Consider the following 26449-nt stretch of genomic DNA (forward strand, 5'->3'; position numbering starts at 1 on the left):
GTCTCTGAACTATCACAGACGAGTAAAATCATTAAATAGCGCTAACGCCATGAGCGAGAAGATGATCGCACCACCAATTCTAAAGCCCATTTCCTGCACTTTCTCAGGAACAGGACGTCGAATGACTGCTTCAATTGCAAAAAACAACAAATGACCGCCATCCAACATTGGTAAAGGAACGAGATTAATAATACCTAGGTTAACACTAATTAGAGCGAGAAAACCTAAAAAGTAGACCAAACCATAATCTGCTGTCGCGCCTGCGCCTTTGGCTATTGATATTGGTCCACTCAGATTATTCAGACCAACGTCTCCAACAATCAGCTTCTTAAGCATGCTGATTGTCAAACCAATGACTTGGCCAGTTTTGTCTACTGCTTTACCTATTGACTCGAATACACCAAACTGAAGATCGAAGCGATAACTTTCTGGCCATTCTGCGACTTTAGGTGCAATACCTGCAAAACCAACGACTTCTTTGTTAGCTAGCTCACGGCTACCGGGCGTCAGCGTCAATGTTTGCTCATAACCCTGACGTAACACCGTCAATTCAAGCGGTGTATCAGGATTAGAACGAACCGCTTCAACCACTTGCTTCCATTCGGTTACGCGTTGTTGACCAATTGCGACAACCTCATCACCTGGAAGCACACCAGCTTTTTCCGCCGCTCCACCTTGCGAGACCTGCTCGATAACTCGATACACCTCCGGTGTATACGGAGTAAAACCTAACGACTGCATCGCTGACTGAGTTTCTGGGTCGAACTTCCACTCACGTAAATCGAGCGTTTTCGTTACTTCTGAACCAACTTCATTCGCTGACGTTAGTGTTACCGTCATCAAATCATCGCCAATATGAGAAATCAATCCCATATTTACTGATTCCCAATCCGGAGTTTTGATACCAGATATCGATTTAAGTTCCATTCCAGATTCAATTCCAGCTTCCGCAACAATCGAATTGGGCGTAACTTCACCAATTACAGGCTTAACAGCCGGGATACCAATTAGAAATACCAGCCAATAGGCAAAAATTGCGAAAAGAAAATTAAAGATGGGGCCAGCCGCAACAATAGAGGTTCGCTTCCATAACGGCTTCTTATCAAACGCTAGGTGCTTCTCATGTTCTGGCACCTCATCGACACGGCTATCAACCATTTTCACATAGCCGCCGAGAGGGATCATTGAGATGCTGTACTCCGTTCCGTCTTTGCCTACTTTACTCCAAATAGACTTGCCGAAACCGATTGAAAACTTTTCAACTTTAACGCCGCAACGGCGAGCAACCCAAAAATGCCCAAATTCGTGCACGGCAACAAGAATGCCCAGTGCGACGATAAAAGAAATGAGATTCCACAATATACCAGTCATCAGCTACGCTCGCGTATGGTTTCTAGGGCAATAGTTCGTGCCATTCTATCTAGCTCGAGCAAGCTTTCCAAGCTATTCGCATTCTCAGCTTTGCAGCTTGCGTTGATTTTATTCAACACAGACTCATTGATGCGAGCAATATCGGTAAAACCTAGTCTGTTATTTAAAAATGCATCAACAGCGACTTCATTAGCTGCGTTCAATGCTGTTGTTGCGTGTTGACCTTCATAACAGGCATCAATTGCGAGTTTTAAACATGGGTAACGAGCAAAATCAGGCTGCAAAAACGTCAGCTCACCAACTTTCGTGAAGTCTAGCGGCTTAACCCCAGCTTCCACTCTTGACGGGTATGACATGGTGAGCGCAATTGGCGTCGCCATATCCGCTTCTCCCATTTGTGCCAAGACCGAACCATCACGATACTGAACCATAGAATGAATTACCGATTGAGGGTGAATAACCACCTTCAGTTGTTCGCGAGCAGCATTAAATAGCCACTTAGCTTCGATATACTCAAGGCCTTTATTCATCATCGTGGCAGAGTCAACAGAAATTTTTGGCCCCATCGACCAGTTTGGATGAGCAATCGCCTGAGCGGGTGTCACCTGCTCCAGTTCTGCGATGTCAGTGTAACGGAAAGGACCACCAGATCCAGTCAACAAAATATGAGAAATGCCATGTTCTTGTAAATTGCAACGACCTAGATTGGTTTGTACTTGCTGTGGTAAACATTGGAAAATGGCGTTGTGTTCACTGTCGACGGGAAGTAGCTCTGCGCCAAATTCTTCTACAGCATCAATAAATAGCTGGCCTGACATTACAAGTGCTTCTTTATTTGCCAACAAGACTCGCTTACCTGCTTTCACGGCAGCCATGGTAGGCAATAAGCCAGCGGCTCCTACAATAGCAGCCATTACACTGTCGACCTCGTCCAGCGAAGCTATATGACATAGCGCATCAGTACCACCTAGCACTTCGGTACCTGGCGAAACCAAGTGTAGCTCAGCTTGAAGTTGAGACGCCGCAGCTTTATCTGCCATGACCGCATATTTAGGTTGCCACTGACAACATAGACCGATCATCTTTTCAACGTTAGTGCTTGCCGCTAAGGCAACGACAGAAAACAGATCTGGGTTTTGTTCGACCACTTTAAGCGTGCTTGCACCAATTGATCCAGTAGCACCAAGAATCGTTAACTTTTGCATGTTGTAAGACCGTTAGAAAGCTCAGGAGCGACGACGCCGCTCCTGATAAATTAGAATACGTAGTAAAGAAGAGCAAAAACTGGGAATGCTGCGGTTAGGCTGTCGATACGATCTAGCACACCACCGTGCCCTGGGATAATGTTACTGCTGTCTTTAATGCCTGAGACACGTTTGAACATACTTTCAACCAGATCACCAAGCACTGAAATAACGACAGTAACCAGCGTAATCAGCACCATATGGACAGGGCTAGTGAACTGGATGTCGAACCAATCAGCAAATGCCCACGCTACGATTAATGCCGTGATAATGCCACCAATTAGCCCTTCAATAGTTTTATTGGGGCTTACATGAGGAGCCATCTTACGTTTGCCTAAGCTTTTGCCTGCAAAGTAGGCGCCGCTATCTGCAGCCCATACCAAGAAACAAACGTACAACACAAGCTTTGCGCCGTGGTATGGATCTACAGTGATGTCATACGCTCTGAGAATAATCACACTCCAAAGGAATGGGATTAATGTCAGAAAACCAAATACATGACGTAAAACAAAATTACTTTGCCAAGATTTCGTCGTTTTGGGGTAAGTAATCGCCATTAAGCTAGCAATAATCCACCAAACAAAACCAATACCCAAGACGACATAATGAGGTGTCGTTAAGTGATTGAGGCTATATGCATCAGGCGAGATGTATAGAAAACTAAGTCCGGTAATAATGATTGCCGGCACAAGGGCAGCAATGCGAGAGTTGCTTCCTGTAAACTGAGTCCACTCCCAAAAACCTAATAGCGTTATTGCAGTTAAAGCGGCAATAAAGCCCATTAGCGGTAATTTAAAAATGCCTAAAATAACCAGGGGAGCTAAAATTAGTGCTGTTATTATTCTCTGTTTCAAACTAACTAGTCCTTATTGAGCTGCCATCAATGCCTTTATTTGTTCACCTGTACAGCCAAAACGACGTTCTCGGTTGATAAACCAAGTCACAGCTTCTACCAAACTGTCTTCATCGAATTCTGGCCAGTACTCTGGTGTAAAGTACATTTCTGCATAAGCCATTTGCCACAACATAAAGTTGCTGATGCGGCACTCTCCACTGGTGCGAATTAAAAGATCCACTTCCGGTAGGTCTGCCATGGTCAAATGCTCAGTGATTAGCTGCTCATTGATATCCTCTACACGAATTTCACCGTTACGTGCTTTTAGCGCTAACGTTTTAGCAGCTTCTGTGATGTCCCATTTACCGCCATAGTTGGCTGCAATGTTGATCACCATACCCGTGTTATCTGCCGTTAGGTTTTCTGCTTCTACAATTTTCTTTTGTAGACGCTCACTAAATCGACTGGTATCACCGATCACGCGCAACCGTAAGTTATTTTTGTGTAGTTTTTTTACTTCACTAGACAGGACCGTGATAAACAGTTCCATCAAAAGACCCACTTCTTCCTCCGGACGACGCCAGTTTTCACTACTAAAAGCAAACAGCGTCATGGCTCTAATGCCTAGTTTTGAAGCAGCAGCCACGGTCTTACGAACGGCACTAACGCCTTTTTTATGACCAAATACGCGAGGTTTTCCTTTGGACTTAGCCCAACGGCCATTACCGTCCATAATGATGGCAATATGCTTAGGAAGGGAATCAGAGAAGGCTTGAGAATTTTGCATAGGGAGTTAATTGAGTTCCATCAGTTGGATAGACTAACATAAAAAAACGCTGAGCTGTGAGCACAGCGTTTTCCAACAGTGATGTGTGTGGGAGTATTAAACTTCCATCAACTCTTTTTCTTTTGCAGCAAGAACTTCATCGATCTTCTTAACTGCAACGTCAGTTAGCTTTTGAATTTCGTCTTGTGCTTTACGATCTTCATCTTCAGAGATTTCTTTATCTTTTAGAAGCGCTTTAAGATCGTTGTTTGCGTCACGACGGATGTTACGAACAGCAACACGACCACCTTCAGCTTCACCACGAACGATCTTAACTAGGTCTTTACGACGTTCTTCCGTTAGCGGTGGAAGTGGAACGCGGATGATAGTGCCAGCTGACATAGGGTTTAGACCAAGGTCAGACGTCATGATCGCTTTTTCTACTTTCGGCGTCAGCTCTTTATCAAAAACCGTGATTGCAAGTGTACGTGCATCTTCAGCAATAACGTTTGCTACTTGGTTTAGAGGTGTTGCTGCACCGTAGTATTCTACAGAAATACCAGATAGTAGGCTTGGGTGTGCACGACCTGTACGAATTTTAGAAAGGTTGTTCTTAAGCGCTTCAACGCTTTTATCCATGCGCTCTTGCGCGTCTTTTTTGATTTCGTTAATCACAGTTTCACCTTAAAAATGTCATCTTTCCTGAAGAAAGCCTAAAACGGTTGAGCAAAGCAAGCACCACCCTAACGCTTTGGAGTGGCACCTTAAGCCAAGCTTATTCGTTGATGAGCGTGCCTTCTGCTTCGCCCATTACCACGCGACGTAGTGCGCCTGGCTTGTTCATATTAAATACGCGGATTGGCATTTTGTGGTCACGAGCTAGCGTAAACGCCGCCAAGTCCATAACTTTCAGCTCTTTATCCAGAACTTCTGCATAAGATAGCTTATCATACAGCTCTGCGTCTGGGTTTGCTACAGGGTCAGCAGTAAATACACCATCAACTTTCGTCGCTTTTAGTACAACATCCGCTTCAATTTCGATACCACGTAAACAAGCAGCAGAATCCGTTGTAAAGAACGGGTTACCAGTACCAGCAGAGAAGATGACAACTCGGCCTTGGCGAAGCTCACGGATCGCATCAGCCCAATTATAGTCGTCACATACGCCTTTTAGAGGGATTGCAGACATAACGCGCGCATTTACGTATGCACGGTGAAGAGCATCACGCATCGCTAGGCCATTCATTACTGTAGCAAGCATACCCATGTGGTCACCAACTACGCGGTTCATACCAGCTTCAGCTAGGCCTGCACCACGGAACAAGTTACCGCCACCGATAACTACACCAACCTGAACACCCAGTTCAACCAGTTCTTTAACTTCTTGTGCCATACGATCAAGGACCGCAGGATCAATACCAAAACCGTCTTCACCTTGAAGAGCTTCACCACTCAGTTTTAATAGAATACGTTGATACGCTGGTTTAGGGTTCGTAGTCATGGAGTTTACCTTCCAAAGAGAGTTGTTGATTAACAGTCATGAATAGACACAACTTCAGTTATGGCTATTCATCACGGCTAATCGTTCACTGCTCATAAAAAGACCGCAGCCTTGGCTACGGTCTAATCTTTATACAGTCTCTAAGGATTAACCTTTTTGAGCTGCTGCAACTTCTTCAGCGAAGCTCATTTCTTCTTTCTTCTCGATACCTTCACCTACTTCTAGGCGAACGAACGTAGAAACTGAAGCGCCTTTTTCTTTCAGCATTTCGCCTACAGTTTTCTTAGGCTCCATGATGAAAGCTTGACCTGTTAGAGAGATCTCGCCAGTGAATTTCTTCATGCGGCCAACAACCATCTTCTCAGCGATTTCAGCAGGCTTGCCTTCGTTCATTGCGATTTCAACTTGAACAGCTTTCTCTTTTTCTACTACGTCAGCTGGTACGTCTTCTGGGTTAACGAACTCAGGCTTAGAAGCAGCAACGTGCATTGCAACGTGCTTAAGAGTTTCTGCGTCGCCTTCACCAGCAACAACAACACCGATTTTCTCACCGTGACGGTAAGAAGCGATTGCAGTGCCTTGAACGTATTCTACGCGACGGATAGTGATGTTTTCACCGATTTTAGCTACTAGAGCTACACGTGCGTCTTCGAATTGTGCTTGTAGTTCTTCAACAGAAGCTTTTGAAGCTAGAGCTGCAGCTGCAACTTCTTCTGCGAATGCAGTGAAGTTACCGTCTTTAGCAACGAAGTCAGTTTGGCAGTTAACTTCAAGAAGAACAGCAACGCCGTTTTCTTCTTTGATGATGATTGCGCCTTCAGCTGCAACGTTACCAGCTTTCTTAGCTGCTTTCGCTGCGCCAGATTTACGCATGTTTTCAATTGCTAGTTCGATGTCAGCGTTTGCTTCTACAAGCGCTTTCTTACATTCCATCATGCCAGCGCCAGTACGCTCGCGAAGTTCTTTAACTAGAGCAGCAGTTACAGTTGCCATTCTGTCTTCCTCGTTTGATTCGAAATAAGGTAAAAAACAGGGGCCTAACATTGTCGGCCCCCATTGCTAACTATAACTTAGTTTATGCTACACAAAGGTTTCACATAGACCAAGTGTGACACAGAGCCGCTATTATTCAGCTTCTACGAAACCGTCTTTTTCAGCAACTGCAGCTACGTCTTTGTTACGACCTTCAGATACTGCTGAAGCAGCAGCGTTCAGGTATAGCTGTACAGCGCGGATCGCGTCGTCGTTACCTGGGATTACGTAGTCAACGCCGTCTGGGTTAGAGTTAGTATCTACCACAGCGTATACTGGAATACCTAGGTTGTTAGCTTCTTTAATTGCAATGTGTTCGTGATCAGCGTCGATTACGAATAGAGCGTCTGGTAGGCCGCCCATGTCTTTGATACCACCAAGAGATTTCTCTAGCTTCTCCATTTCGCGAGTACGCATTAGAGCTTCTTTCTTAGTTAGTTTGTCAAAAGTACCGTCTTGAGATTGAGTCTCTAGTTCTTTTAGACGCTTGATAGACTGACGAACTGTTTTGTAGTTTGTAAGCATACCGCCTAACCAGCGGTTGTTTACGTAAAACTGGTTGCTTGCGATTGCAGCTTCTTTAACAGCTTCAGATGCAGCGCGCTTAGTACCTACGAATAGAACCTTACCTTTCTTCTCGCCAACTTTAGCTAGTTCAGCTAGAGCGTCGTTGAACATTGGTACAGTTTTTTCTAGGTTGATGATATGAACTTTGTTACGAGCGCCAAAGATGAATGGCTTCATTTTTGGGTTCCAGTAACGAGTCTGGTGACCGAAGTGAACACCAGCTTTTAGCATATCGCGCATTGATACAGTTGCCATTTTAAAATCCTCTATGGGGTTAGGCCTCCACATTCCCCATAACTCCGACCAAGCTTCTGCTCAGCACCCCGGAATATGTGACGGAATGTGTGTGATTTAAAGATAAAAGGTTATTCGGATGAAGCTTGCTTCGCCGCTTAACTTTGCTAAACGAAGAGAACAGTCCTCTATTCCGGCGCGCTTTATACCATATTTTAGCTCACTGTGGCTAGTAAAAATTATTTCTTCACCGAGCCACTTTCTCCTATTTATAAGCAAAACTTTAAACATATGATCGAATTAAGAATGATGCATATTCCTATCTAACTTGGGTTAACGCCCCGATGTCTGATAGAATGCGGCCATTCGCACGTTTACGTGCTTAGGAATAAGTAGAGAAAGCCAATGTCAATCAAGATTAAAACTGCTGAAGAAATAGAACGCATGCGCATTGCGGGCAAGCTAGCCGCAGAGATTCTAGAAATGATCGAACCACACATCAAAGTTGGTGTGACGACAGAAGAGTTAAACAAAATCTGTCATGAGTACGCTCTAGAAAAAGGCGCATACTCTGCTCCGCTTGATTACCATGGTTTCCCTAAGTCGATCTGTACTTCAATCAACCATATCGTATGCCACGGTATTCCAGCGGAAAAAGACGAAATCGGTAGCAACGGCCAAATGAAGCCGGCGGTACTAAAAGATGGTGACATCTTAAACGTTGATATTACCGTAATCGTTCCAAATGATGAGAATGCCGATCTGAGCGTGCGTCCTCAGGGTTACCATGGTGACACTTCTAAGATGTTCCTAGTCGGTGATGTTTCGCCTGCAAACAAACGTCTGTGCATGGTAGCTCAAGAAGCACTGTACGTTGGTATGCGTACCGTTAAGCCAGGTTCAACGGTTGGTGACATCGGTACAGCTATCGAGAAGTACATCAAAGAGAATAACAAGAACAATCCTCGCAACAAGTTTTCTATTGTGAAAGACTTCTGTGGCCACGGTATCGGCGATGAGTTCCATGAAGAACCACAAGTGGTTCATTACAAGAACAAAGACCGCCGCGTATTAAAAGAAGGCATGTGCTTTACTATTGAGCCGATGATTAACGCAGGTAAATTTGGTTGCTCTGTTGATGCACAAGATGACTGGACTGTTTACACGGGCGACGGCAAGAACTCTGCGCAATGGGAACATACCATTGTTGTAACAAAAGAAGGTTGTGAAGTACTGACGCTTCGTAGCGACGATACGATTCCTCGCCTAATGAAAAACGCGTAAAGCTGACGACCACTCGTTGTTTACTATATCCCTGCTTCGGCGGGGATATTTTTTATCTGCCGCAAATTTGTTAGATTGTTATTAGATTAGCTTGCACGGATGGCAAATATGACACTTCAGTCCCCTCTTTCCTTTTCCGATGAACAAATCAATATCGGTGAACTCAAACGAGAATTAGAGAAGTTTAGCTCTAATCAAAACCAAGAGTTTCTCAATCATCATCCGGTAACAAGCTTGGTTTTAGCCAGAGCTGAATATATGGATCTGCTTCTCAATCGTTTGTGGCAACATTTTGGTTTCAAGGATATTTACAACATTTCCCTGGTTGCCGTTGGTGGCTACGGACGCGGTGAGCTGCATCCACTCTCCGATATCGATATTTTGATTCTGTCGAACAATAAACTGCCAACCGCGTTAGAAGCAAAAATCAGCGAATTCATTACGCTGTTGTGGGATTTAAAACTCGAGGTCGGACACGCTGTTCGCACCGTTACTGAATGTGCTGAAATTGGTAAAGCCGATCTAACGGTCGCGACAAACCTGCAAGAAGCGCGACTGCTGTGTGGAAGCGAGGACACCTTTCAGGCACTGAAGAAAGTCGTGTTATCAGACTCCTTCTGGCCAAGTGAGACGTTTTACCGCGCTAAAATTCAAGAGCAGCGCGAACGCCATGCACGTTACCACGACACGACCTACAACTTGGAACCGGACATTAAATCAACCCCTGGCGGGCTACGCGATATTCATACATTAAGCTGGGTCGCTCGACGTCACTTTGGTGCTACTTCATTGTTGGAAATGAGCCGATACGGATTTTTAACTGACGCAGAATACCGAGAATTGGTTGAATGTCAGGACTTCCTTTGGCGAGTACGTTTCGCTCTGCACATGGAGCTTCGCCGCTATGACAACCGCTTGACCTTTGCCCATCAAGCTCAAGTTGCGGAAAATCTAGGCTACGTCGGAGAAGGCAATCGAGGCGTAGAAATGATGATGAAAGAGTTCTACCGCACGCTTCGTCGTGTGGCAGAGCTCAATAAAATGCTACTCAAACTCTTTGACCAAGCGATCATTAATGGTGGGGCAACAGAAAGTGCCGAGATTCTCGATACGGACTTTCAACGTCGCGGTTCTTTAATTGAAGCGCGGAAACCCGCATTGTTCCAAGCTCGCCCAGAAACTATTCTGGATATGTTCTTACATATTGCTAACGACTCAACTATTGAAGGGGTGAGCCCACCAACGCTGCGTCAACTGCGCACCGCTCGCCGTCGGCTCAACAAGTTTTTGCACACTATTCCTGCTGCACGTGAAAAGTTCATGGCGTTATGTCGTCACCCTAATGCTCTGCACAAAGCATTCAGCCTCATGCACCGATTAGGGGTTATGGCGGCCTATTTACCGCAATGGAGTCAGATTGTTGGTCAAATGCAGTTTGACTTATTCCATGCCTACACCGTTGATGAACACAGTATTCGCTTACTTAAACACATCAACACTTTTAGTGACCCAGAAAATCATGCGAAGCACCCTATTTGCTGTGACGTCTACCCTCGGATGCAAAAGAAAGAGCTGCTGATTATTGCCGCTATTTTCCACGATATCGGGAAAGGTCGTGGCGGCGATCACTCGATTATCGGTGAAGGAGAAGCGTACGACTTCTGCATTGAGCATGGTTTATCGAAGCCCGAAGCGAAACTTGTCGCTTGGTTGGTAAGACATCATCTATTAATGTCTGTCACCGCACAGCGCCGAGATATTTATGATCCTGATGTCATTACCGAGTTTGCCAAAAAAGTCAGAGACGAAGAATCTCTCGATTATCTTGTATGCCTGACAGTTGCAGATATTTGTGCAACCAACCCAGAACTTTGGAATGCTTGGAAACGAACTTTACTTGCGGAGCTGTATTACTCCACACAACGTGCTTTACGTAGAGGCCTAGAGAACCCTGTCGATGTGCGTGAGCGAATTCGCCACAATCAACAAATGGCCTCCGCAATGCTGCGCAAAGAGGGGTTTGCCGCGCGCGAAATTGAAGTATTGTGGCAACGCTTCAAAGCTGACTACTTCCTTCGTCATACCCATACGCAAATCGCGTGGCACTGCGAACACTTACTTCGCATGGAAGATCCGACTAAGCCTTTGGTGTTGATCAGTAAAAAAGCCACTCGTGGCGGCACTGAGGTGTTTGTATATACGAAAGACCAGCCTGCTTTATTTGCGACAGTCGTGGCGGAGTTAGATAGGCGTAATTTTAATGTACACGACGCGCAAATCATGACCAGCAAAGATGGGCACGTGATTGATACCTTTATGGTACTCGATCAACATGGCGAAGCGATCGATGAGTCTCGTCACGCCGCGGTGATTAAACACCTCACTCATGTACTGGAGGCAGGCCGACCAACCAAGATTAAAACGCGCCGTACTCCGAACAAACTTCAGCACTTTAACGTGAAAACCAAAGTCGACTTCTTACCAACCAAAGGTAAAAAACACACTTTAATGGAGTTTGTCGCGCTAGACACACCAGGGCTGTTGGCCAAAGTAGGCCGTACGTTTGCTGATTTAAATATCAACCTTCATGGTGCAAAAATCACCACCATTGGTGAGCGAGCAGAAGACTTGTTTATTTTAACCAGTGATGCAGGGGGAAGATTAAGTGAAGAACAACAGGATGAGCTAAGAGAGAGATTGATCGAAAAGTTATCTGATGAGGTCGCAGCTTAGATCAAACCTGCCAATCTTTTCGGTTCAGGGCGAGAGCGATCTTGCCCACAAGTTAAGCATTTTGGCTAAATATCAGCTATCTAGCTCATACATAGGCTGCTACAGTTATATCAATATCAATTCGATGTAATAGAGGTAGCCTATGTATCCCCACCTCACTGGTTTGGGTATTCACGACCCTAAGCAGATTGAACGTTATTCCCTACGCCAAGAAGCACACAAAGACGTACTCAAGATCTATTTCCACAAGCAAAAAGGCGAACTGTTCGCTAAAAGCGTTAAATTCAAATACCCGCGCCAAATCAAAAATGTTCTTGTGGACAGTGGCAGTCACAAATATAAAGAAGTAACGGAAATCAACCGTAACCTCACATTAGTCATTGATGAACTGAATAAAATCACTAAGCCAACGAAACAACCTGAGGTTGATGTAAAAGAGAAAATTCTTTCAGACCTTCGTCATTTAGAAAAAGTCGTTTCGAGCAAGATCGCAGAGATCGAAGCGGATCTTGAAAAACTAAAGTAAAACGTTAAGTCTTAAATATTAAAAAGGGTTAGCATTGATGCTAACCCTTTTTATTTGTACTCAATCATTATCTAGATCTAACTGCGCCGATTATCGGTTCATCCCACTCAAATCGAGTAAACAATTGCTGCCAAGTTTCATCAAGATTGGCCGTCATGACAATCTCTTGATCGGTAAATGGATGGACAAACCGTAACTCTGAAGCATGCAGTAGCAAACGATGAGAATCAAACTCTGTGCGATACAGCTTGTTGTGCTTTCCATCCCCGTGCGTTGTATCACCCACGATCGGATGGCGTAGATGTGCCATATGACGACGAAGTTGGTGCTTACGCCCCGTTTTAGGTTTCATCTCAACTAAGCAATAACGCGTTGTAGGAAATTTACCCGTCGAATAGGGAACCTCCACTTTAGCCAACGGCTTATATTCCGTCACCGCTTCTTGCGCTTCTTTTTCTTGTGAAGCGAACTTATCAGCAATCTTGTCTAACTCCACTTTGAGTGCGTAATCCAAGACGCCCTCTTCCTCAATCCAACCGCGTACTATTGCGTGGTATGTCTTTTCCATTTTATGTTCAGCAAACATCGGCATGACTTGTGATGCGACTTCACTCGACAACGCAAACACAAGCACACCAGATGTTGGACGATCCAGACGATGCAATGGGAACACATGCTGACCAATTTGGTCGCGCAAAGTTTGCATGACAAACTGAGTTTCGTGTTTATCTAACCAACTGCGATGCACTAACATGCCTGCAGGCTTATTGACCGCTACAAAATATTCATCCTGATAAACGATCTCCAGCTCAACTGGTTCTGAAGATCGCGTTAGTTCTTGTTCTAGCATTCGTTTACTTACACAGTTCGTCAATGGTTCGGATTGTAACAAGCAGCTCGGCGAACTGCGGTTCCTGCTTCCACGCTTCTGAAAAATAGGGCTCGAGAGAAAACCCTCTTGGCAGTGGTTGATTGTTTTTCACTAGTGAGTGCATTCTGGCTATAAAGATCCACTGCAACCACTCATGAGGGTGCAATGTATCAATCGCAAATGGCTCTGTACTTTGTAAGGCTTGCTCTGAAGGCATAGTATATTGCCATAAGTTATGCTCTCTAAGCTGCGCTTCAAGTTGGTGAAGTAAGTCGACCAATTGAGTATTTGTTACCATTAATTCTATCTCGAACCTTGAATTAGCCGAGAATGATACCATTTCTTGTGAAAAGAACGTTAGGACGTCGTATTTAATGGAAAACATTCAAACCCTCACTCAACTGTTGAACAACAGCCACTGTGATTATCAAATCTTCGATCTTGGTCGCCGTATCAAAACCATCGCTAAGAAAGAGTTTACCGATGTAGAAAAAGGTCAAGCACCTTACCCATTTCCAATGCAACGTAAAGCACACCTTGCCATCGCGTACTGGAATGAACAAAAGCAACCTTGGATTTGGTTTCTAAAGTTTGAATTGGACGAGCGCGGTTTGTTAAAGCAAGCGGATATCGGCAATTTCATTAAATACGTAGTGGAGGCTATGGGAACACGCCTCAATGATGATATCACTGAAGAGCAACAGCAAAAGCTGTCTAACAACCCATACACTTTCAAACCTTCCGAAGATAAAATGGCCGTGTTTCATAGCCAGGTCCGCGCAAACCTCAATCTTCCTACCAGCCAATATTACGAGCATACCCAGCATTACTTCTCTGGAGGTTTAGGCTGGGATAATTGGCAAACTGTAGGTCTGCAAGGTATCACAGACATAGCCGCTCGCCTGAACAAAGAGCAAAACGGAGTAATGATACGCAAAGCGTTGAACCACCTACCAAATGAGCCACTTTATGCCCTATTAGGTGCGCTTGAGCATGTAGAGCTACAAGAGCGTTTAGCAGAACGTATCGCAGAAAAGGCACAGCAAGAAATCGCAAGTAGCGAACCTGATCTCTTCCTACTTTCAGCACTTATCCGAGCCCTTGCTGGTGCACCAACAGAAGTCGCCTCTCCAGTATTAGATGCGATATTGCATAGCCCTCGTTTAAGCCATCAGGAGGTATTGATTGGTGTGGCGGGCCGCGCTTGGCACTTACTCGCCAATGAAAAGGTAGCGGAACAGTTTTTGCTGCATTTAGCTCAAACCGGTAATCAATCCCTATTTAATCAGTTATTTGCCGATTTAGTGATGCTGCCAGAGTTAAGAATGGTGTTATTGCCTTTGCTGCATTCAAACCCATCAGAGGAACTAGCAAATGCGCTAGTAAGCTTACAACAAGCAACAAAAAGCTAAGAAAGGTTCAGGAATGATTGGTGATCTTTTAGCAATTTTAGGGCTCTGCTTTTTCTGTTACCTGTTTTGGCAACAGCGTCGCCAAGCCGAACTCGCAAAAGCGGCCATCACGCGTAAATGTGAGCAATTGGATCTCCAATTAATCAGCATCGCCTTTGGTGCCCATAAACTAAAAACGCCAGACGGAGTCTGGCGTTGGCATACGGTGTATCAATTTGAGTTTTCATCTCTTGGTGACGATTGCTACCAAGGAGAGTTAACCATGGTCGGTTTCAGGCCGCAGAACTTTCACCTACCACCGCATCGCTTGTAAATTCCATTTCAAAGTAAGGACCATATACATCCTTACTTTCTTTTGTTTTAACAAATCCCAGCTTTTTCAGTACCGCCATAGAAGCTTGATGATTGCTATTCACGTTAGCTTTCACCTTATTCAAGCCCAACTCACGGCACGCTTTGGGGAAAAATGCTTTTAGTGCTTCTGTTGCTAACCCTTTACCCCAATATGATTTATCAAAAATAAACCCTAATTCAGGTTCGGAATCGAGATTAGCAATGAACACGTGCCCCATATAGTCACGACTGGTGCTCTCTAGCACTGCCATACTATAAATGTTCTCATCATCCAGTATTTTCTCAAACATCTGTTTGGCAGACGCAACTGTATACGGACCATTCAATTCAGCACGGTTTTTCGCACAGCAATTCAGCATGACGAATTCTAGTTGCAACGACTCATTGTAGGGTAGAAGAAGCATTCTTCTGGTTACTATGGCCACATCTGTTCCTTGATTACAACAAACTTAATCTATCCGCAGATCACAAACTCGATGAGCTGAACATGCTCAATGATTGCGGGCATAACACCTTGTAGAGAAGCCGAAAGTTAAACCAACTGGTTGGAAAGGATATTGATCTGAGTTGTTTTTTATTAAGTGTTATTAGGAATTTATATATTTTGTGATATTGATATCCCCAAGCAACATCGAGATGCTTAATTCAATGAGAACACTGGATATCGTTTTTATATAAGAAAGACCCCGACACATAAGTATCGGGGTCATGGTCTTACTCGCAGCAGTCCGGCTACTAAAAGTGCTCCATGCATCATCCATAATAGTGGCTGATTCCGTCAGCTTATTCCTTACGTCGCCGTCCTAGCGGTGTCCTTATCATCCTGACTGCTAACATTCCTCGTTAGCACACGTCACTTGTTCCTTGAGCGGTGTCCCTTGCATCTTCCTGATGCTGTCCATAACCTCAATCCTAGAGGGTCCATTGTCTATCCTTAGTCATCAACATCCTATTGATGATCGTATCCTTACAATGTCCTACGCTCCATGCTTGATTAATCATCCTGACCAACCAAATCGTCTTCCTGACGATAACCAAATCCTTGGTGCTTTCCTGTTCCATGTCTGCTTCCTGCTGACAACTCTCAATTTACGCCTTTTCCAAAAATAGACAATCTATCCAAGATAAATATTTGGCTCTCACATTGGTTAACAAGTTGTTAAATCATTATTTATCATAAACTTAAGCTCTTTATCTTCTCTTTTCCCGCTTACGAAATCGTTTTCTCTCACAACCTATGTAAGAGATCTCTCACACTACACTCTCCAAAATGCCATTCGCCAAATTAGCGCACTCAACGTATGATGATAGATATATCGTTGTTAAGGATTAAAAATGTTAACTCAAGACGTTACTAAAGAATTAGAAGCGGTAATGGAACAACTGCAACAACAAGGAAAAGAACCAACCGTAGCGTTAGTGAAAGCACGCTTGAAAACGCCCGTCCCAATGCCTGCATTAATCACCGCAATAAAAAGTTGGAAAAGTGCTCAGCGTGTTCCCAAGGTTGAAGTCGCAGCACAAGCGCACACCGATAATGATCGTCTTGCAGCGCTAGAAAGCACGGTGAAAAAATTAGTGGCTCGTATTGAAGAGCTAGAAGCCAAGCTAAGTGAGAAATCATCATGAAGTTATGGGTAGATGCAGACGCGTGTCCAAAAGTTATTCGCGAAACCATTGTGCGTGCCGCCGAGCGTACGGGGATTGAATGTACGTTTGTCGCTAACCACGTTGTCCCTGTGCCGAAAAGAGACAACATCCATTCGCTACAAGTCCCTGCGGGATTTGACATCGCAGACAACGAAATCGTCAAGCGTGTAGAAGCCAACGATTTGGTGATCACGTCAGATATTCCGCTTGCAGATGAGGTTATCTCTAAAGGCGCTCAAGCCCTCAGTTCTCGTGGCGAGCTCTATACAAAAGACACCATCAAAGCTCGCCTAAATATCCGCGACTTTATGGAAACCATGCGTTCAAGCGGAATTCAGACAGGTGGGCCCGCCGCGCTTTCTCAAACCGATCGACGCGAATTTGCAAACCATTTGGATCGTATTTTGGCGAAATTTAAGAAGTAACCCTCACTCTATTCAAATTGAGCCAGCAAATAAAAGCCTGGCTCATTCCTGAAAATTCATTCTCAGCATTGCACCCAAAGCGTGCTCTTACTCCCATTTGTTTTGTTCTGTTTATTTTTCATCTCGCTCACCATAGCTTCAATATGCAACGTGGTTTATTTTGAACGACGTTTTTAATAAGTGTATAGAGAATAATGGGCTTTAACATCGTTTCCAGTGGAAGCTACCTGCCAACGAATCAATGGTCTGATCGAGAGATGGATCACTTCCTAAAATTAGCGCCAGGGACCTGCCGAAATAAATTCGACGTTGAATATCGTCATGTAGCCAATACAAAAGAGACCGCTATTTACATGGCGGTGCAGGCAATAGAGCAGTGTTTAGGAAACACACATACCTTAAGCTCCGTTGATCTCCTTATCTACGCTAGCGGTACACACCACCAGTCTCTACCCTACGACGCTTCAGCGGTTCTCGCCGCGTTAGACGCTCCAACATGGCTAGAAAGCTTTGATTTGAACAGCACCTGTTTATCCTTTCTCTCTGCGCTTGATCTTGCTCAGAGTCTATTCTTAGCAAAACGGTACCGTCGGATTCTTATTGTCACCAGCGAACTCGCCACTGGCATCACACTGAATCGAAATTTTACGCTCAAACCAGAAGTTGCAACCTTATTCGCGGACGGTGCCGCCGCATTTTTGCTCGAAGAACACAACGATGATGGATTGCTCACCAGTCACTTTGAAACGCATCATACCGGGTATTCATTTTGTCAAATTAAGGGCGGAGGTAGTCATATCAATCCGCATACCTCCGAGCATCAAGCCTATTTAAAAAGTTGCCAGTTTGAGATGGAGGGCAAAGCACTCTTTAAACATGTGCGTAAAGCCTTACCAGCGTTTCTAAAAAAAGGGTTTGACGCCTCTCCGGTAACACTCGGCGATATTGATTATTTTCTTCCTCATCAAGCCAGCGCGCATGGATTAAAAAAACTGCCTTCACTCACCGGGCTACCAACAGAGAAAACCGTTAATCACTTTTCGACTTTGGGAAACCAAGTCGCCGCCTCACTCCCAATTAACTTACACTGGCTGCGTAATCAGCCAGAAACCGCAGGAAAACATGTGTTATTAGCTGGCACCGCCGCAGGGTTGTCGCTAGGGATGGGAGTGCTAAAACTATGAAGATATTGGTCACTGGTGGCAGCGGGATGTTGGGTAGCGCAATTCTGAGAATGTTTCACCAGCAGCATGAACTGCATTTTATAGCACGAAATACAGTCATCGCTAAACAACTCGCCGAGCAATTCGATGTTATCCCCCATATAGTCGATTTAAGAGACCACTCAGCAGTTCATGCGGTATGCCAAGGTATGGATGCAGTCATCCATTGTGCCGCTCTCTCAAGCCCATGGGGAAAGTGGCAGGCGTTTTATCAAGCCAATGTAGATGCCACCAAAAACCTCGTCAATGCGGCTAATACGCATCAAATCTCGCGTTTTATCCATATTTCGTCCACCAGCGTCTACTTTGACCATCAAGACCGTTGGAATATTAGAGAAACCGACGCCATAGCTTCATACTGGTGTAATGATTACGCACACACAAAATATCTATCAGAAATTGAAGCCGTAAAAGGTCGAAGTAAAGCGATCATTTTAAGACCGCGTGGCATTTTTGGACCCAATGATCGCGCGATTATCCCAAGAGTGCTTAAGGCGATAAAAAACAACACTCTGCTTCTGCCATCGGGTAGAAATCCTGTGGTTGATCTGACCTATGTCGACAACGTTGCCCATGCAGCGATGCTCGCTTGCACTCAGGCAGACCGACTTCAGCATGGTGATGTGTTCAACATTTCCAACAACGAACCAATGCCAATTGAGACTGTTCTGCAAGCTTTATGTGAGGGGTTAAACCTAAAAGTAACGTTACAATCATTACCATACGGTGTGGTATCACCATTATTAAAGCTCAGTGAGCAAATACGAAGGCACTTACCACATCAGCCAGAACCAAGGCTCACCTCATACAGCGCAGGATTGTTTAACTATCATCAAACTCTGGATATCAGCAAGGCTAAACAAACACTGAATTACCAACCGCTTTTTTCAATTCAAGAAGGAATACAGCAGTATGCAAACTGGTCTAAAAATAAAAATCTTTGAGGCTGGACACTGCGTACACCCAGGCTTTGTTGTCAAACCAGGTTCTGGTATCAAGCCTAGAGCATTTCCGGCAGCCGTTGCGTTAATTCAGCACCCAACACAAGGCAACATCCTGTTTGACACGGGATATCACGAGCATTTTTTTAGCGCGACTCGTCCCTTCCCTGAACGTTTTTATGCTTGGACAACACCTTGTCGCTATAAAAAAGAACACGGAATTGTTGCGCAGTTAGCAAAAGAAAGTCTCAAACCTCATGATATTGAACACTTAGTGCTCTCCCACTTCCATGCTGATCACATTGCTGCCGTGTCTGAGTTTTCCCACTCTCAATTGCATTGCCAACAAAAAGGGGTAGATGCAATTACTAAAAGTGGTCGAATTGGAGGCGTAAGAAAAGGATACCTAAAAGCTCTACTTCCTCCACAGCTTGAACCTAACTTATTCATTCATAGTGATTTTTCTGTACCAATCAGCCAAATTCTTCCTCAGTGCCAAGGTGTTAATTTGCTCTGTAAAGACATGTTCGACGATGGATTTATTTATATGGTTAGCTTGCCAGGCCATGCAGCTGGCCAAGTGGGCTTGCTAGTTAAAAGAGACCAAAGTTGGCTGTTCTTACTCGCCGATGCATGCTGGTTAATCGAGAGCTTGAGTGAAAATATCGATCAACATTGGCTGGCGAACATGCTTTGCGATGATACAAAAGCCTATAAAAACACCCTCTCCGAGTTGAGAAGTTGCTACCAACAAACCCACCACTTTGTTCGCTTCGTGCCTTCACATTGTCAGGAAACTATCCAGCAGCTAATCAAAGAAGGATGGATGAAGTGAGAACGCTTATCTCAGAATTCTGGCGAACCCGCTACCGCGCCTTCGGCTCAAGGGAACAAGTCGAAACATGGCAGCAACAACACTTAACGCAACACTTGGATTGGGTATGCCGTCATTCACCGTATTACCGCTCACTTCAAGGTGCACCACTCAGTGATTTCCCTATCATGAATAAGCAAACCATAATGGAGAACCTCTCGGAGTTGAATACGAAAGGCTTAGATGCTGAACAGCTAATGCAACAAGCACTCGACGCAGAACAGTCACGCAACTTCGCCGCTTCGAAAGTTGGCGATGTTACTGTTGGGCTTTCTTCGGGCACATCAGGCATGCGCGGGTTGTTTCTTGCTGACAAACAGGAAACACAACTATGGGCTGGCAATATATTGGCTCGCCTGTTGCCCAACCTATGGCAAAAACACCGAATTGCTCTAGCCTTGCGCGCCAACAGCCCACTGTATAAATCCGTCGCGAAAGGGCCTGTAACATTTTTTTATGCCGATTTAACCAAACCTTACCAAGAATGGATAAAAGAGCTGGATGAGTTCCAACCCACGCTTTTGGTTGGTAGTGCGCAAGCTCTTCAGCTCTGCGCCCAGTTCAGCGGTCAATTTGGTCAACCCGCAATTCAACCACAGCGGATCATTTCTGGTGCAGAAGTCCTAACCGAGAGTGACCGTCACTTTATTTCTCAACGGTTCGACAGCGAACTCCATGAAGTCTATCAATGTACTGAAGGTTTTCTTGCATGTACGGATCAGCATGGACAAATGCGCTGGAATCAAGATGTTGTTTACATCGAAAAACATTGGCTGAATACCGAACGTACTCATTACAGCCCAATCATTACCGATTTTCGTCGTAAAACTCAGCCAATTATTCGTTATCAGCTCGACGATATTATTGAGAATAAACAGGATAATGGCGTATTTGAACCTCTTGGCGCAATTGCCGGACGATGTGGTGATCGCCTCACGCTAAACGCAAACCACGTCCCAGTGACGGTGTTACCAGATCTCATCTACCGCGCTATAACACTATCCGCCCAAAGTCGCGTGGATTACCGAATCACCCAAACAGGGTCACAAGCCATTCAAATTGAAGCGGATGTTCACCACCATCGGGTTATACATCAAGCCTTGATAAAGTTGTTTGACCAATTGCGGCTTGATCCTGTCAGATTTAGTTACCGCCCTGCGCCTATTTGGACGCCAATGAATAAACAACGACGTGTGGTGAACATATGCGGGTCTTAATCACCGGAGCCCGATCACCAGTTGCACTAGAGTGGGCAACCATGTGTATGCATCATGGACATGACGTAACTCTCACCGATTCGCTAAAAAAACCTCTAGGATCGTTTTTGCGAGGCATCGAGTCTTATATCCCCACCGCTTCGCCTCGATTTGCGTTTCCCACCTATCAACAGCAGACCCTAAAAATCATTACTCAGATGCGTATTGATATGGTGATACCCACTTGTGAAGAAGTGTATTACTTGGCTCATGTTGCCAAACAATGCCCAGAAGTAGATTTTTTTCTGCCCAATGTGGGACTACTCAATGCCCTGCACAACAAGTTGACCGTCTTTGAACAGCTTCAAAGTTTGCCAGAAATCACACTTCCAAAAACTCGTTTGGTCGCTGATAAAAGTGAGATTGAAATTAATAAGAGAACCGTTCTAAAGCCCGTTTACTCTCGGTTTGGCGGGCAAGTCATAAGAGATGTGACAACTCAGTCTATTTCTGCCGCCACGATATCGCCCCTTTACCCTTGGGTTCAGCAACAAAAAATCCATGGGACTCCGGTGTGTAACTATGCCATTTTTGAACATGGTGACCTTAAAGCACACCAAGCTTATGTGCCGAAATACTGTGTAAACGGCTCGGCCGCCAGTGCTTTTCAGCCGATCTCGTGCGAACGACTAGATACATTTATCGCAGCTTTTGGTAAACGTCATACTTATCATGGGCAAGTGTCGTTTGACTTCATCAAATCACAAGATGAACTCTACGTGATTGAATGTAACCCAAGAGCCACCAGTGGTTTGCACCTACTCTCGTCTCGATGCAACCAACTGCTTCCTAATATGGAATTTACCAGTCCTTCCAAGCAGCGATTGCATCATTTAGGTCCAATAACACTCATCGCGGCAGGTGGATTATCCCTGTTCAAGGCTCGAACTTGGCAAGATTGGTGGTCTGGAGTGAATGTGATGCAACAGCATAACTTACCGGCCGGGAGCCAAATCCGGAGTATGTTTGAATTACTCCGGTTAGCTAGGCAGAACAAGACGAAGTGGAGCGACGCTTCTACCGTTGATATTGAGTGGAATGGAGAGGCATTGAACTCATGACACTTTCCTCTCAAGAATGGCATAAAACTTTTTTCACTCTTATGCAGTCGAATCCCATTGATGAATGCACAGCAAGCTTTGGTTGCTACTATATCGATGATGTTGCCATTCCCTACTCCGTAACACCAAAAATACCAAACAACTGTTATGCCGTGTCCCCTATGACACTGCTTAGTGGCTACGCCGAAGAAGAGCTTCACAAAGTCAAAAATGTGGCTGTTCGATGGGTATGTAAGTTACTTATTAATATGACTAAACCAATCTTATCACTGGCTGGATTGGATCAAGTCCAAACGCTCAACAATCAGTGCTTGTCCACCAATATGTATAGCGAACAATGGGCAGCCTTAAATCTCGATGAACTGCGTCGCGTCGCACTCGATCAATACCCCACCTTTCCCTTGGTGCTTCGCTCCCTCAACCAGCGTCAGCATTTACACTTAATTCAGCGATTGAAGCAGCCAAAATGGCAAAGCTTGGTAACACGACAAGTGTATTTACTTGATGATTGGCAAGCGTTCAGCTTCAACCGAGATTTAACGAAAGACTTCAAACTGCTTAATGATAAAGATTGGCAGTTTAGGCCACTGACCACTGATGAAGAGTTTCAGCGTGCCAAAGAGTTATATGACATGCTTTACCTTGATAAATACAGCCTCAATAACATACAGTTTTCAACCCAATATTTAAAACAGGCGAGCCAGAACAAATTAGTACAGTTAGTGGGACTGTTTTATCAAGAAGAGATGCTGGCTACGTTAGGCATTGTAGAAATTGATAATGATATGACTTGCCCAATTTTTGGCTACGATACCAATAAGCCACAACGCCTCGCATTGTATCGTCGAATATCGGCCTATACCATCCGCCACGCAGTGATATTCCAGCGTCGCTTTAATATGAGCTCAGGTGCTCCGGCTTTTAAACGCAACAGAAAAGCCCGGCCAGAAATTGAATTTAGCTATGTTTATATTGCGCACTTACCTTGGTACAAACGCATAATTTGGAAAAGCTTATGCTGGCTCACTCAGCACTTTTATCGCCCTTTGTTGATGCGTTTTCAGCTATAAACCGACATCTATAATCAGGTAAGCCTGCGTACACAGTCTCAATCGATAAAAAAGCCTGCGACGTTCGCAGGCTTTTTTATAATGGAGCTGTGTGAGGTAACCGTTTTCTACGGTGTGTAGTATGTTGCTGCGCCAGGGCCTACTGGTAAACCAAATACGAATACCCATAGGTAGAACAGCACACTCCAACCTACAATGAAGCAGATTGAGTAAGGTAGCATGGTCGCGATCAGCGTACCGATACCTAAGTTCTTCATGTAACGAGTCGCTACGGCAAGAATCAAACCAAAGTAGCTCATCATTGGAGTAATGATGTTTGTCGTCGAGTCACCAATTCGGTAAGCAGCCTGAATCGTTTCCGGTGCATAACCAACAAGCATCAACATAGGAACAAAAATCGGAGCCGTTACTGCCCACTGTGCCGATGCCGAACCAATCATTAGGTTGATAAATCCACACATCAGGATGAAGGCAAAGAACAACATTGGGCCAGTTAAGCCAATTTCTTGCAGGAAGCTAGCGCCAGCAACCGCGAATACCTGACCGAAGTTAGTCCATTTAAAGAAAGCAACGAACTGAGCCGCAAAGAAAACTAATACAATGTACATGCCCATAGAAGACATAGATTTCGCCATTGCATCAATTACATCGCGATCCGTCTTCATCGTGCCAACAACTTTACCAAACACAAAGCCTGGAATAGCAAAGAACACAAATATGAATGCCACGATACTTTTCAGGAATGGTGAACCTGCAATTGTACCTGCATCAGAACGTAGAATGCCGTCTTCTGGAACAACCGTCCAAGCAAGCAGCGCTGAAACAACCAGTACAGCAACACCTGCTAGTTTTAGGCCTTTCTTCTCAATGTCTGTTAAGCCACCCATTTTGTCGTTCGACAAATCTTCTGAGGCTTCTTCTTCACTGTATTTGCCAAGCTTTGGCTCAACAATTTTTTCAGTAACAAACGCACCTGTGATTGCAATGAAGAATGTCGACACAAACATGAAGTACCAGTTAACTTCTGGACCAACAGTGTAAGTTGGGTCAATCATTTGCGCCGCCGTTTCAGTAATGCCTGACAACAGCGGGTCAACCGTACCAATAAGTAGGTTTGCTGAGTAACCACCAGATACACCAGCGAACGCCGCAGCAAGACCGGCAAGTGGATGACGACCTAAAGAATGGAACAGCATTGCAGCCAGTGGAATAAGTACCACATAGCCAAGCTCTGATGCCGTATTTGAAATGATACCCGCGAAAACGACCGTCACTGTTACCATGCGTTGAGATGCACCCATGACTAAGCCACGCATTGCTGCAGATAGCAAGCCTGAGTATTCAGCAATAGCAACACCCAACATCGCAACCAATACCGTACCCAAAGGTGCAAAGCCGACAAAGTTTTTCACTAGATTGGTAACGATTAGTTCAAGGCCATCAGCGTTAAGCAAGCTAACGACATGAATCATGCCATCCGCGGCACGACCTTTTGCACCCTCAGGACGAGGATCAACTACGGAAACTTCGAAGTATCCTGCAATACCCGACATCACCAGAATGGCTAAACAGAAAATGGCAAATAGTGTGATCGGGTGGGGTAATAAGTTCCCCAAATATTCGACAGTATCCAAAAAGCGCGTAAACAGCGGCTTCTTAGGCGAGTTTTGTTTAATTGAATCAGATGAACTCATCTGTTCCCTCCTTGTTTTTATTCCTATGCAAATGTGACAAAAATGTCAAAAAGCGTGCGAAGGGTACTTGAGTAGAAGGTCAAATAAAAGCCCTAAATGTTACAAACTGTGACGAATAGAGGCATTTATAACCAACATTGAATAAAAATGTAGATATTTCATCCATGTAAGATAATTAACTCAACATTATCAATTAAACAAAACCATAAGTTAGATATATGCTGGCTGATTACTTTTGCACAGCTTTGAATCTCGGGTTCGTTTTACAAATGACATAAAGACGCCCTCTCCGTTTTACAATCTGACAATCCGGATGACGACTTTTTGCACTTTTTAATGATTTTACTACCTTCATGATTTATTCCTTTTCGCTCTTAAATTGACCAAAACGACGGTTGAAGTTCGCAATTCGACCTTCGGTTTGTACAACGCGCTGTTTACCGGTGTAGTACGGGTGAGAAGCTGACGACACATCTAACGTAAAGTAAGGGTAAGTTTTGCCATCTTTCCATTCGATGGTTCTCTCCGTTTTCAACGTAGAACCAACGACAAAGTACTTATCTACACTGGTGTCGTGGAACACCACAGGACGATATTCAGGGTGGATTCCTGGTTTCATAATACTTTTCCTTTCAATTAAATTGTTATGTTATAACATTTTAATTAATAATCATTATCAACAAGAAAAGCAAGAGAAATTTGTGATACTTTTCATCTCAATGAATTCTTAAAGATGTCCACCATGTATTCCATCGAACCCATCGGCGTCATTGAGACACCGTACAAAGAAAAGTTTGCAGTTCCGCGCCAACCACGCTTAGTACCAGAGGCTAAAGCACGCGTAAAACTGTTAGGTGCAGCAAATAGCCCTGAAGCAGTGCGTGGGCTAGAACAGTTTTCTCACGTTTGGTTGTTGTTTCTATTTGATCAGAACCTGGAAGCTGGTTGGAAACCAACTGTACGTCCGCCACGATTAGGCGGCAATGAACGAATTGGTGTCTTTGCCTCGCGCTCGACTTTCCGTCCAAACGGAATCGGAATGTCAGCCGTTGAAGTGAAAGGAGTCACTAAGCAAGGCGATCAAATCTATCTTGATTTAGGCAGTGTAGATCTCGTGGATGGGACACCGATTGTGGATATTAAGCCTTATATTCCCTATTCGGATTCTATTTCGGAAGCACAAGGCGGATACGCAGACCAAGAACCAGAAAAGTCACAAGTCACCTTTTCTGCTCAAGCATTAGCAACGATAGAAAATCGATCCGATACTGACTATGTAAGATCAGTCATTGAACAAGTTCTGGCACAAGATCCTCGCCCTGCATATAAGAAAAACAAGCCGGACGACAAAGAATATGCGGTAAATTTGTTCGACTTGAACGTAAAGTTCACAGCAACAAGCAACTTAATAACGGTTACCGCTATTGAAAGCTTTTGACAAACGCAATTGGCTGATATTATAGACGGCTAACAAATTTCCCTTTAGGGAACTCCCATACTCCTGCTTATTCAAGCTTGAGTATCT

28 protein-coding genes are annotated in these 26449 nt (G+C 44.5%); 14 read left to right on the forward strand and 14 right to left on the reverse strand.

Going from position 1 to position 26449, the window contains the following annotated elements; all coding sequences use genetic code 11:
- Positions 1 to 12: 12 nt before the first annotated feature.
- From rseP to rpsB, 8 genes are all read right to left on the reverse strand, one after another.
- Positions 13 to 1371, reverse strand: coding sequence for a sigma E protease regulator RseP (gene rseP, locus R7P36_RS08065; protein WP_017820751.1), 1359 nt, complete (start codon positions 1369 to 1371; stop codon positions 13 to 15).
- Positions 1371 to 2576, reverse strand: a complete 1206-nt coding sequence (gene ispC, locus R7P36_RS08070; protein ID WP_017636039.1) for a 1-deoxy-D-xylulose-5-phosphate reductoisomerase — start codon at positions 2574 to 2576, stop codon at positions 1371 to 1373. Before ispC ends, rseP begins: the two co-directional genes overlap by 1 nt.
- 50 nt (positions 2577 to 2626) lie before the next feature.
- Positions 2627 to 3469: a phosphatidate cytidylyltransferase gene (locus R7P36_RS08075; RefSeq protein WP_005385351.1), complete on the reverse strand. Its 843-nt coding sequence runs from the start codon at positions 3467 to 3469 to the stop codon at positions 2627 to 2629.
- Positions 3470 to 3481: 12 nt separating this feature from the next.
- Positions 3482 to 4237 carry an isoprenyl transferase gene (locus R7P36_RS08080; RefSeq protein ID WP_005380331.1) on the reverse strand — a complete coding sequence of 252 codons (756 nt, stop codon included), beginning with the start codon at positions 4235 to 4237 and terminating at the stop codon, positions 3482 to 3484.
- A gap of 96 nt (positions 4238 to 4333) precedes the next feature.
- Positions 4334 to 4891 carry a ribosome recycling factor gene (gene frr, locus R7P36_RS08085; protein WP_005380330.1) on the reverse strand — a complete coding sequence of 186 codons (558 nt, stop codon included), beginning with the start codon at positions 4889 to 4891 and terminating at the stop codon, positions 4334 to 4336.
- A gap of 100 nt (positions 4892 to 4991) precedes the next feature.
- Positions 4992 to 5717, reverse strand: coding sequence for a UMP kinase (pyrH, locus tag R7P36_RS08090; protein WP_005380329.1), 726 nt, complete (start codon positions 5715 to 5717; stop codon positions 4992 to 4994).
- A 147-nt stretch (positions 5718 to 5864) separates the two neighbouring features.
- Positions 5865 to 6710 (reverse strand): translation elongation factor Ts, encoded by an 846-nt coding sequence (gene tsf / locus R7P36_RS08095; RefSeq protein WP_005380328.1) that lies wholly within the window; start codon positions 6708 to 6710, stop codon positions 5865 to 5867.
- A 132-nt stretch (positions 6711 to 6842) separates the two neighbouring features.
- Positions 6843 to 7571 carry a 30S ribosomal protein S2 gene (rpsB, locus tag R7P36_RS08100; RefSeq protein ID WP_005380327.1) on the reverse strand — a complete coding sequence of 243 codons (729 nt, stop codon included), beginning with the start codon at positions 7569 to 7571 and terminating at the stop codon, positions 6843 to 6845.
- 384 nt (positions 7572 to 7955) lie between these two features.
- Here rpsB and map point away from each other — a divergent pair, with 384 nt between their 5' ends.
- The 3 genes from map (at position 7956) to R7P36_RS08115 (ending at position 12093) form a co-directional block, all read left to right on the forward strand.
- Complete coding sequence (gene map, locus R7P36_RS08105; RefSeq protein ID WP_005380326.1) at positions 7956 to 8834, forward strand: type I methionyl aminopeptidase; 879 nt, start codon at positions 7956 to 7958, stop codon at positions 8832 to 8834.
- A gap of 108 nt (positions 8835 to 8942) precedes the next feature.
- Positions 8943 to 11567, forward strand: a complete 2625-nt coding sequence (gene glnD, locus R7P36_RS08110) for a bifunctional uridylyltransferase/uridylyl-removing protein GlnD (protein WP_005380324.1) — start codon at positions 8943 to 8945, stop codon at positions 11565 to 11567.
- A 142-nt stretch (positions 11568 to 11709) separates the two neighbouring features.
- Entirely contained in the window at positions 11710 to 12093 is a 384-nt protein-coding gene (locus R7P36_RS08115; protein ID WP_005380322.1) for a DUF3461 family protein, read from the forward strand.
- A gap of 67 nt (positions 12094 to 12160) precedes the next feature.
- Here the strand turns inward: R7P36_RS08115 and truC are convergent, their stop codons facing one another.
- Both truC and R7P36_RS08125 read right to left on the reverse strand, forming a co-directional pair.
- Positions 12161 to 12943: a tRNA pseudouridine(65) synthase TruC gene (gene truC / locus R7P36_RS08120; RefSeq protein WP_033905516.1), complete on the reverse strand. Its 783-nt coding sequence runs from the start codon at positions 12941 to 12943 to the stop codon at positions 12161 to 12163.
- A gap of 4 nt (positions 12944 to 12947) precedes the next feature.
- The gene (locus R7P36_RS08125) at positions 12948 to 13262 is read right to left on the reverse strand and encodes a YqcC family protein (RefSeq protein WP_005380318.1); all 315 of its coding nucleotides are present in this window, start codon (positions 13260 to 13262) and stop codon (positions 12948 to 12950) included.
- Between the two features lie 76 nt (positions 13263 to 13338).
- On the opposite strand from R7P36_RS08125, the gene R7P36_RS08130 reads away from it, so the two are divergent.
- Together R7P36_RS08130 and R7P36_RS08135 are read left to right on the forward strand one after the other, a co-directional pair.
- Positions 13339 to 14376: a DUF3549 family protein gene (locus R7P36_RS08130; RefSeq protein WP_318122097.1), complete on the forward strand. Its 1038-nt coding sequence runs from the start codon at positions 13339 to 13341 to the stop codon at positions 14374 to 14376.
- 13 nt (positions 14377 to 14389) lie between these two features.
- Positions 14390 to 14689, forward strand: coding sequence for a DUF3301 domain-containing protein (locus R7P36_RS08135; RefSeq protein WP_005380315.1), 300 nt, complete (start codon positions 14390 to 14392; stop codon positions 14687 to 14689).
- On the opposite strand, the gene R7P36_RS08140 is transcribed toward R7P36_RS08135, so the two are convergent.
- Complete coding sequence (locus tag R7P36_RS08140; RefSeq protein ID WP_025768243.1) at positions 14649 to 15134, reverse strand: GNAT family N-acetyltransferase; 486 nt, start codon at positions 15132 to 15134, stop codon at positions 14649 to 14651. The genes R7P36_RS08135 and R7P36_RS08140 overlap by 41 nt on opposite strands.
- A 931-nt stretch (positions 15135 to 16065) precedes the next feature.
- Between R7P36_RS08140 and R7P36_RS08145 the strand changes: the two genes are divergently transcribed.
- From R7P36_RS08145 to R7P36_RS08180, 8 genes are all read left to right on the forward strand, one after another.
- The gene (locus R7P36_RS08145; RefSeq protein ID WP_012841496.1) at positions 16066 to 16359 is read left to right on the forward strand and encodes a hypothetical protein; all 294 of its coding nucleotides are present in this window, start codon (positions 16066 to 16068) and stop codon (positions 16357 to 16359) included.
- On the forward strand, positions 16356 to 16805 hold the full coding sequence (locus R7P36_RS08150; protein ID WP_005380310.1) for a YaiI/YqxD family protein: 450 nt from the start codon (positions 16356 to 16358) through the stop codon (positions 16803 to 16805). Before R7P36_RS08145 ends, R7P36_RS08150 begins: the two co-directional genes overlap by 4 nt.
- 194 nt (positions 16806 to 16999) lie before the next feature.
- The gene (locus R7P36_RS08155) at positions 17000 to 17989 is read left to right on the forward strand and encodes a ketoacyl-ACP synthase III (RefSeq protein WP_005385334.1); all 990 of its coding nucleotides are present in this window, start codon (positions 17000 to 17002) and stop codon (positions 17987 to 17989) included.
- The gene (locus tag R7P36_RS08160) at positions 17986 to 18972 is read left to right on the forward strand and encodes an NAD-dependent epimerase/dehydratase family protein (protein WP_005380308.1); all 987 of its coding nucleotides are present in this window, start codon (positions 17986 to 17988) and stop codon (positions 18970 to 18972) included. The genes R7P36_RS08155 and R7P36_RS08160 overlap by 4 nt, the downstream gene beginning before the upstream one ends.
- A complete protein-coding gene (locus R7P36_RS08165) occupies positions 18941 to 19804 on the forward strand; it encodes an MBL fold metallo-hydrolase (protein ID WP_005380307.1) in 864 nt (287 codons plus the stop codon). The genes R7P36_RS08160 and R7P36_RS08165 overlap by 32 nt, the downstream gene beginning before the upstream one ends.
- Positions 19792 to 21060: a F390 synthetase-related protein gene (locus R7P36_RS08170; RefSeq protein WP_213899281.1), complete on the forward strand. Its 1269-nt coding sequence runs from the start codon at positions 19792 to 19794 to the stop codon at positions 21058 to 21060. The genes R7P36_RS08165 and R7P36_RS08170 overlap by 13 nt, the downstream gene beginning before the upstream one ends.
- Positions 21048 to 22160 carry an ATP-grasp domain-containing protein gene (locus R7P36_RS08175; RefSeq protein WP_213899280.1) on the forward strand — a complete coding sequence of 371 codons (1113 nt, stop codon included), beginning with the start codon at positions 21048 to 21050 and terminating at the stop codon, positions 22158 to 22160. The genes R7P36_RS08170 and R7P36_RS08175 overlap by 13 nt, the downstream gene beginning before the upstream one ends.
- Positions 22157 to 23230, forward strand: a complete 1074-nt coding sequence (locus tag R7P36_RS08180) for a hypothetical protein (protein ID WP_132936892.1) — start codon at positions 22157 to 22159, stop codon at positions 23228 to 23230. Before R7P36_RS08175 ends, R7P36_RS08180 begins: the two co-directional genes overlap by 4 nt.
- Positions 23231 to 23337: 107 nt before the next feature.
- On the opposite strand, the gene R7P36_RS08185 is transcribed toward R7P36_RS08180, so the two are convergent.
- The 3 genes from R7P36_RS08185 to R7P36_RS08195 all read right to left on the reverse strand — a co-directional run bounded on the left by R7P36_RS08185 (position 23338) and on the right by R7P36_RS08195 (position 25543).
- Positions 23338 to 24924: an AbgT family transporter gene (locus R7P36_RS08185; RefSeq protein ID WP_005380301.1), complete on the reverse strand. Its 1587-nt coding sequence runs from the start codon at positions 24922 to 24924 to the stop codon at positions 23338 to 23340.
- 229 nt (positions 24925 to 25153) lie between these two features.
- On the reverse strand, positions 25154 to 25279 hold the full coding sequence (gene ykgO / locus R7P36_RS08190) for a type B 50S ribosomal protein L36 (RefSeq protein WP_005380299.1): 126 nt from the start codon (positions 25277 to 25279) through the stop codon (positions 25154 to 25156).
- A 3-nt stretch (positions 25280 to 25282) separates the two neighbouring features.
- A complete protein-coding gene (locus R7P36_RS08195; protein ID WP_005380295.1) occupies positions 25283 to 25543 on the reverse strand; it encodes a type B 50S ribosomal protein L31 in 261 nt (86 codons plus the stop codon).
- 123 nt (positions 25544 to 25666) lie between these two features.
- On the opposite strand from R7P36_RS08195, the gene tsaA reads away from it, so the two are divergent.
- The gene (gene tsaA / locus R7P36_RS08200; protein ID WP_005380294.1) at positions 25667 to 26362 is read left to right on the forward strand and encodes a tRNA (N6-threonylcarbamoyladenosine(37)-N6)-methyltransferase TrmO; all 696 of its coding nucleotides are present in this window, start codon (positions 25667 to 25669) and stop codon (positions 26360 to 26362) included.
- Positions 26363 to 26449 lie beyond the last annotated feature (87 nt).

Origin of the sequence: Vibrio sp. 397 (assembly GCF_033339395.1) — a bacterium.
GTDB lineage: Bacteria > Pseudomonadota > Gammaproteobacteria > Enterobacterales > Vibrionaceae > Vibrio > Vibrio alginolyticus.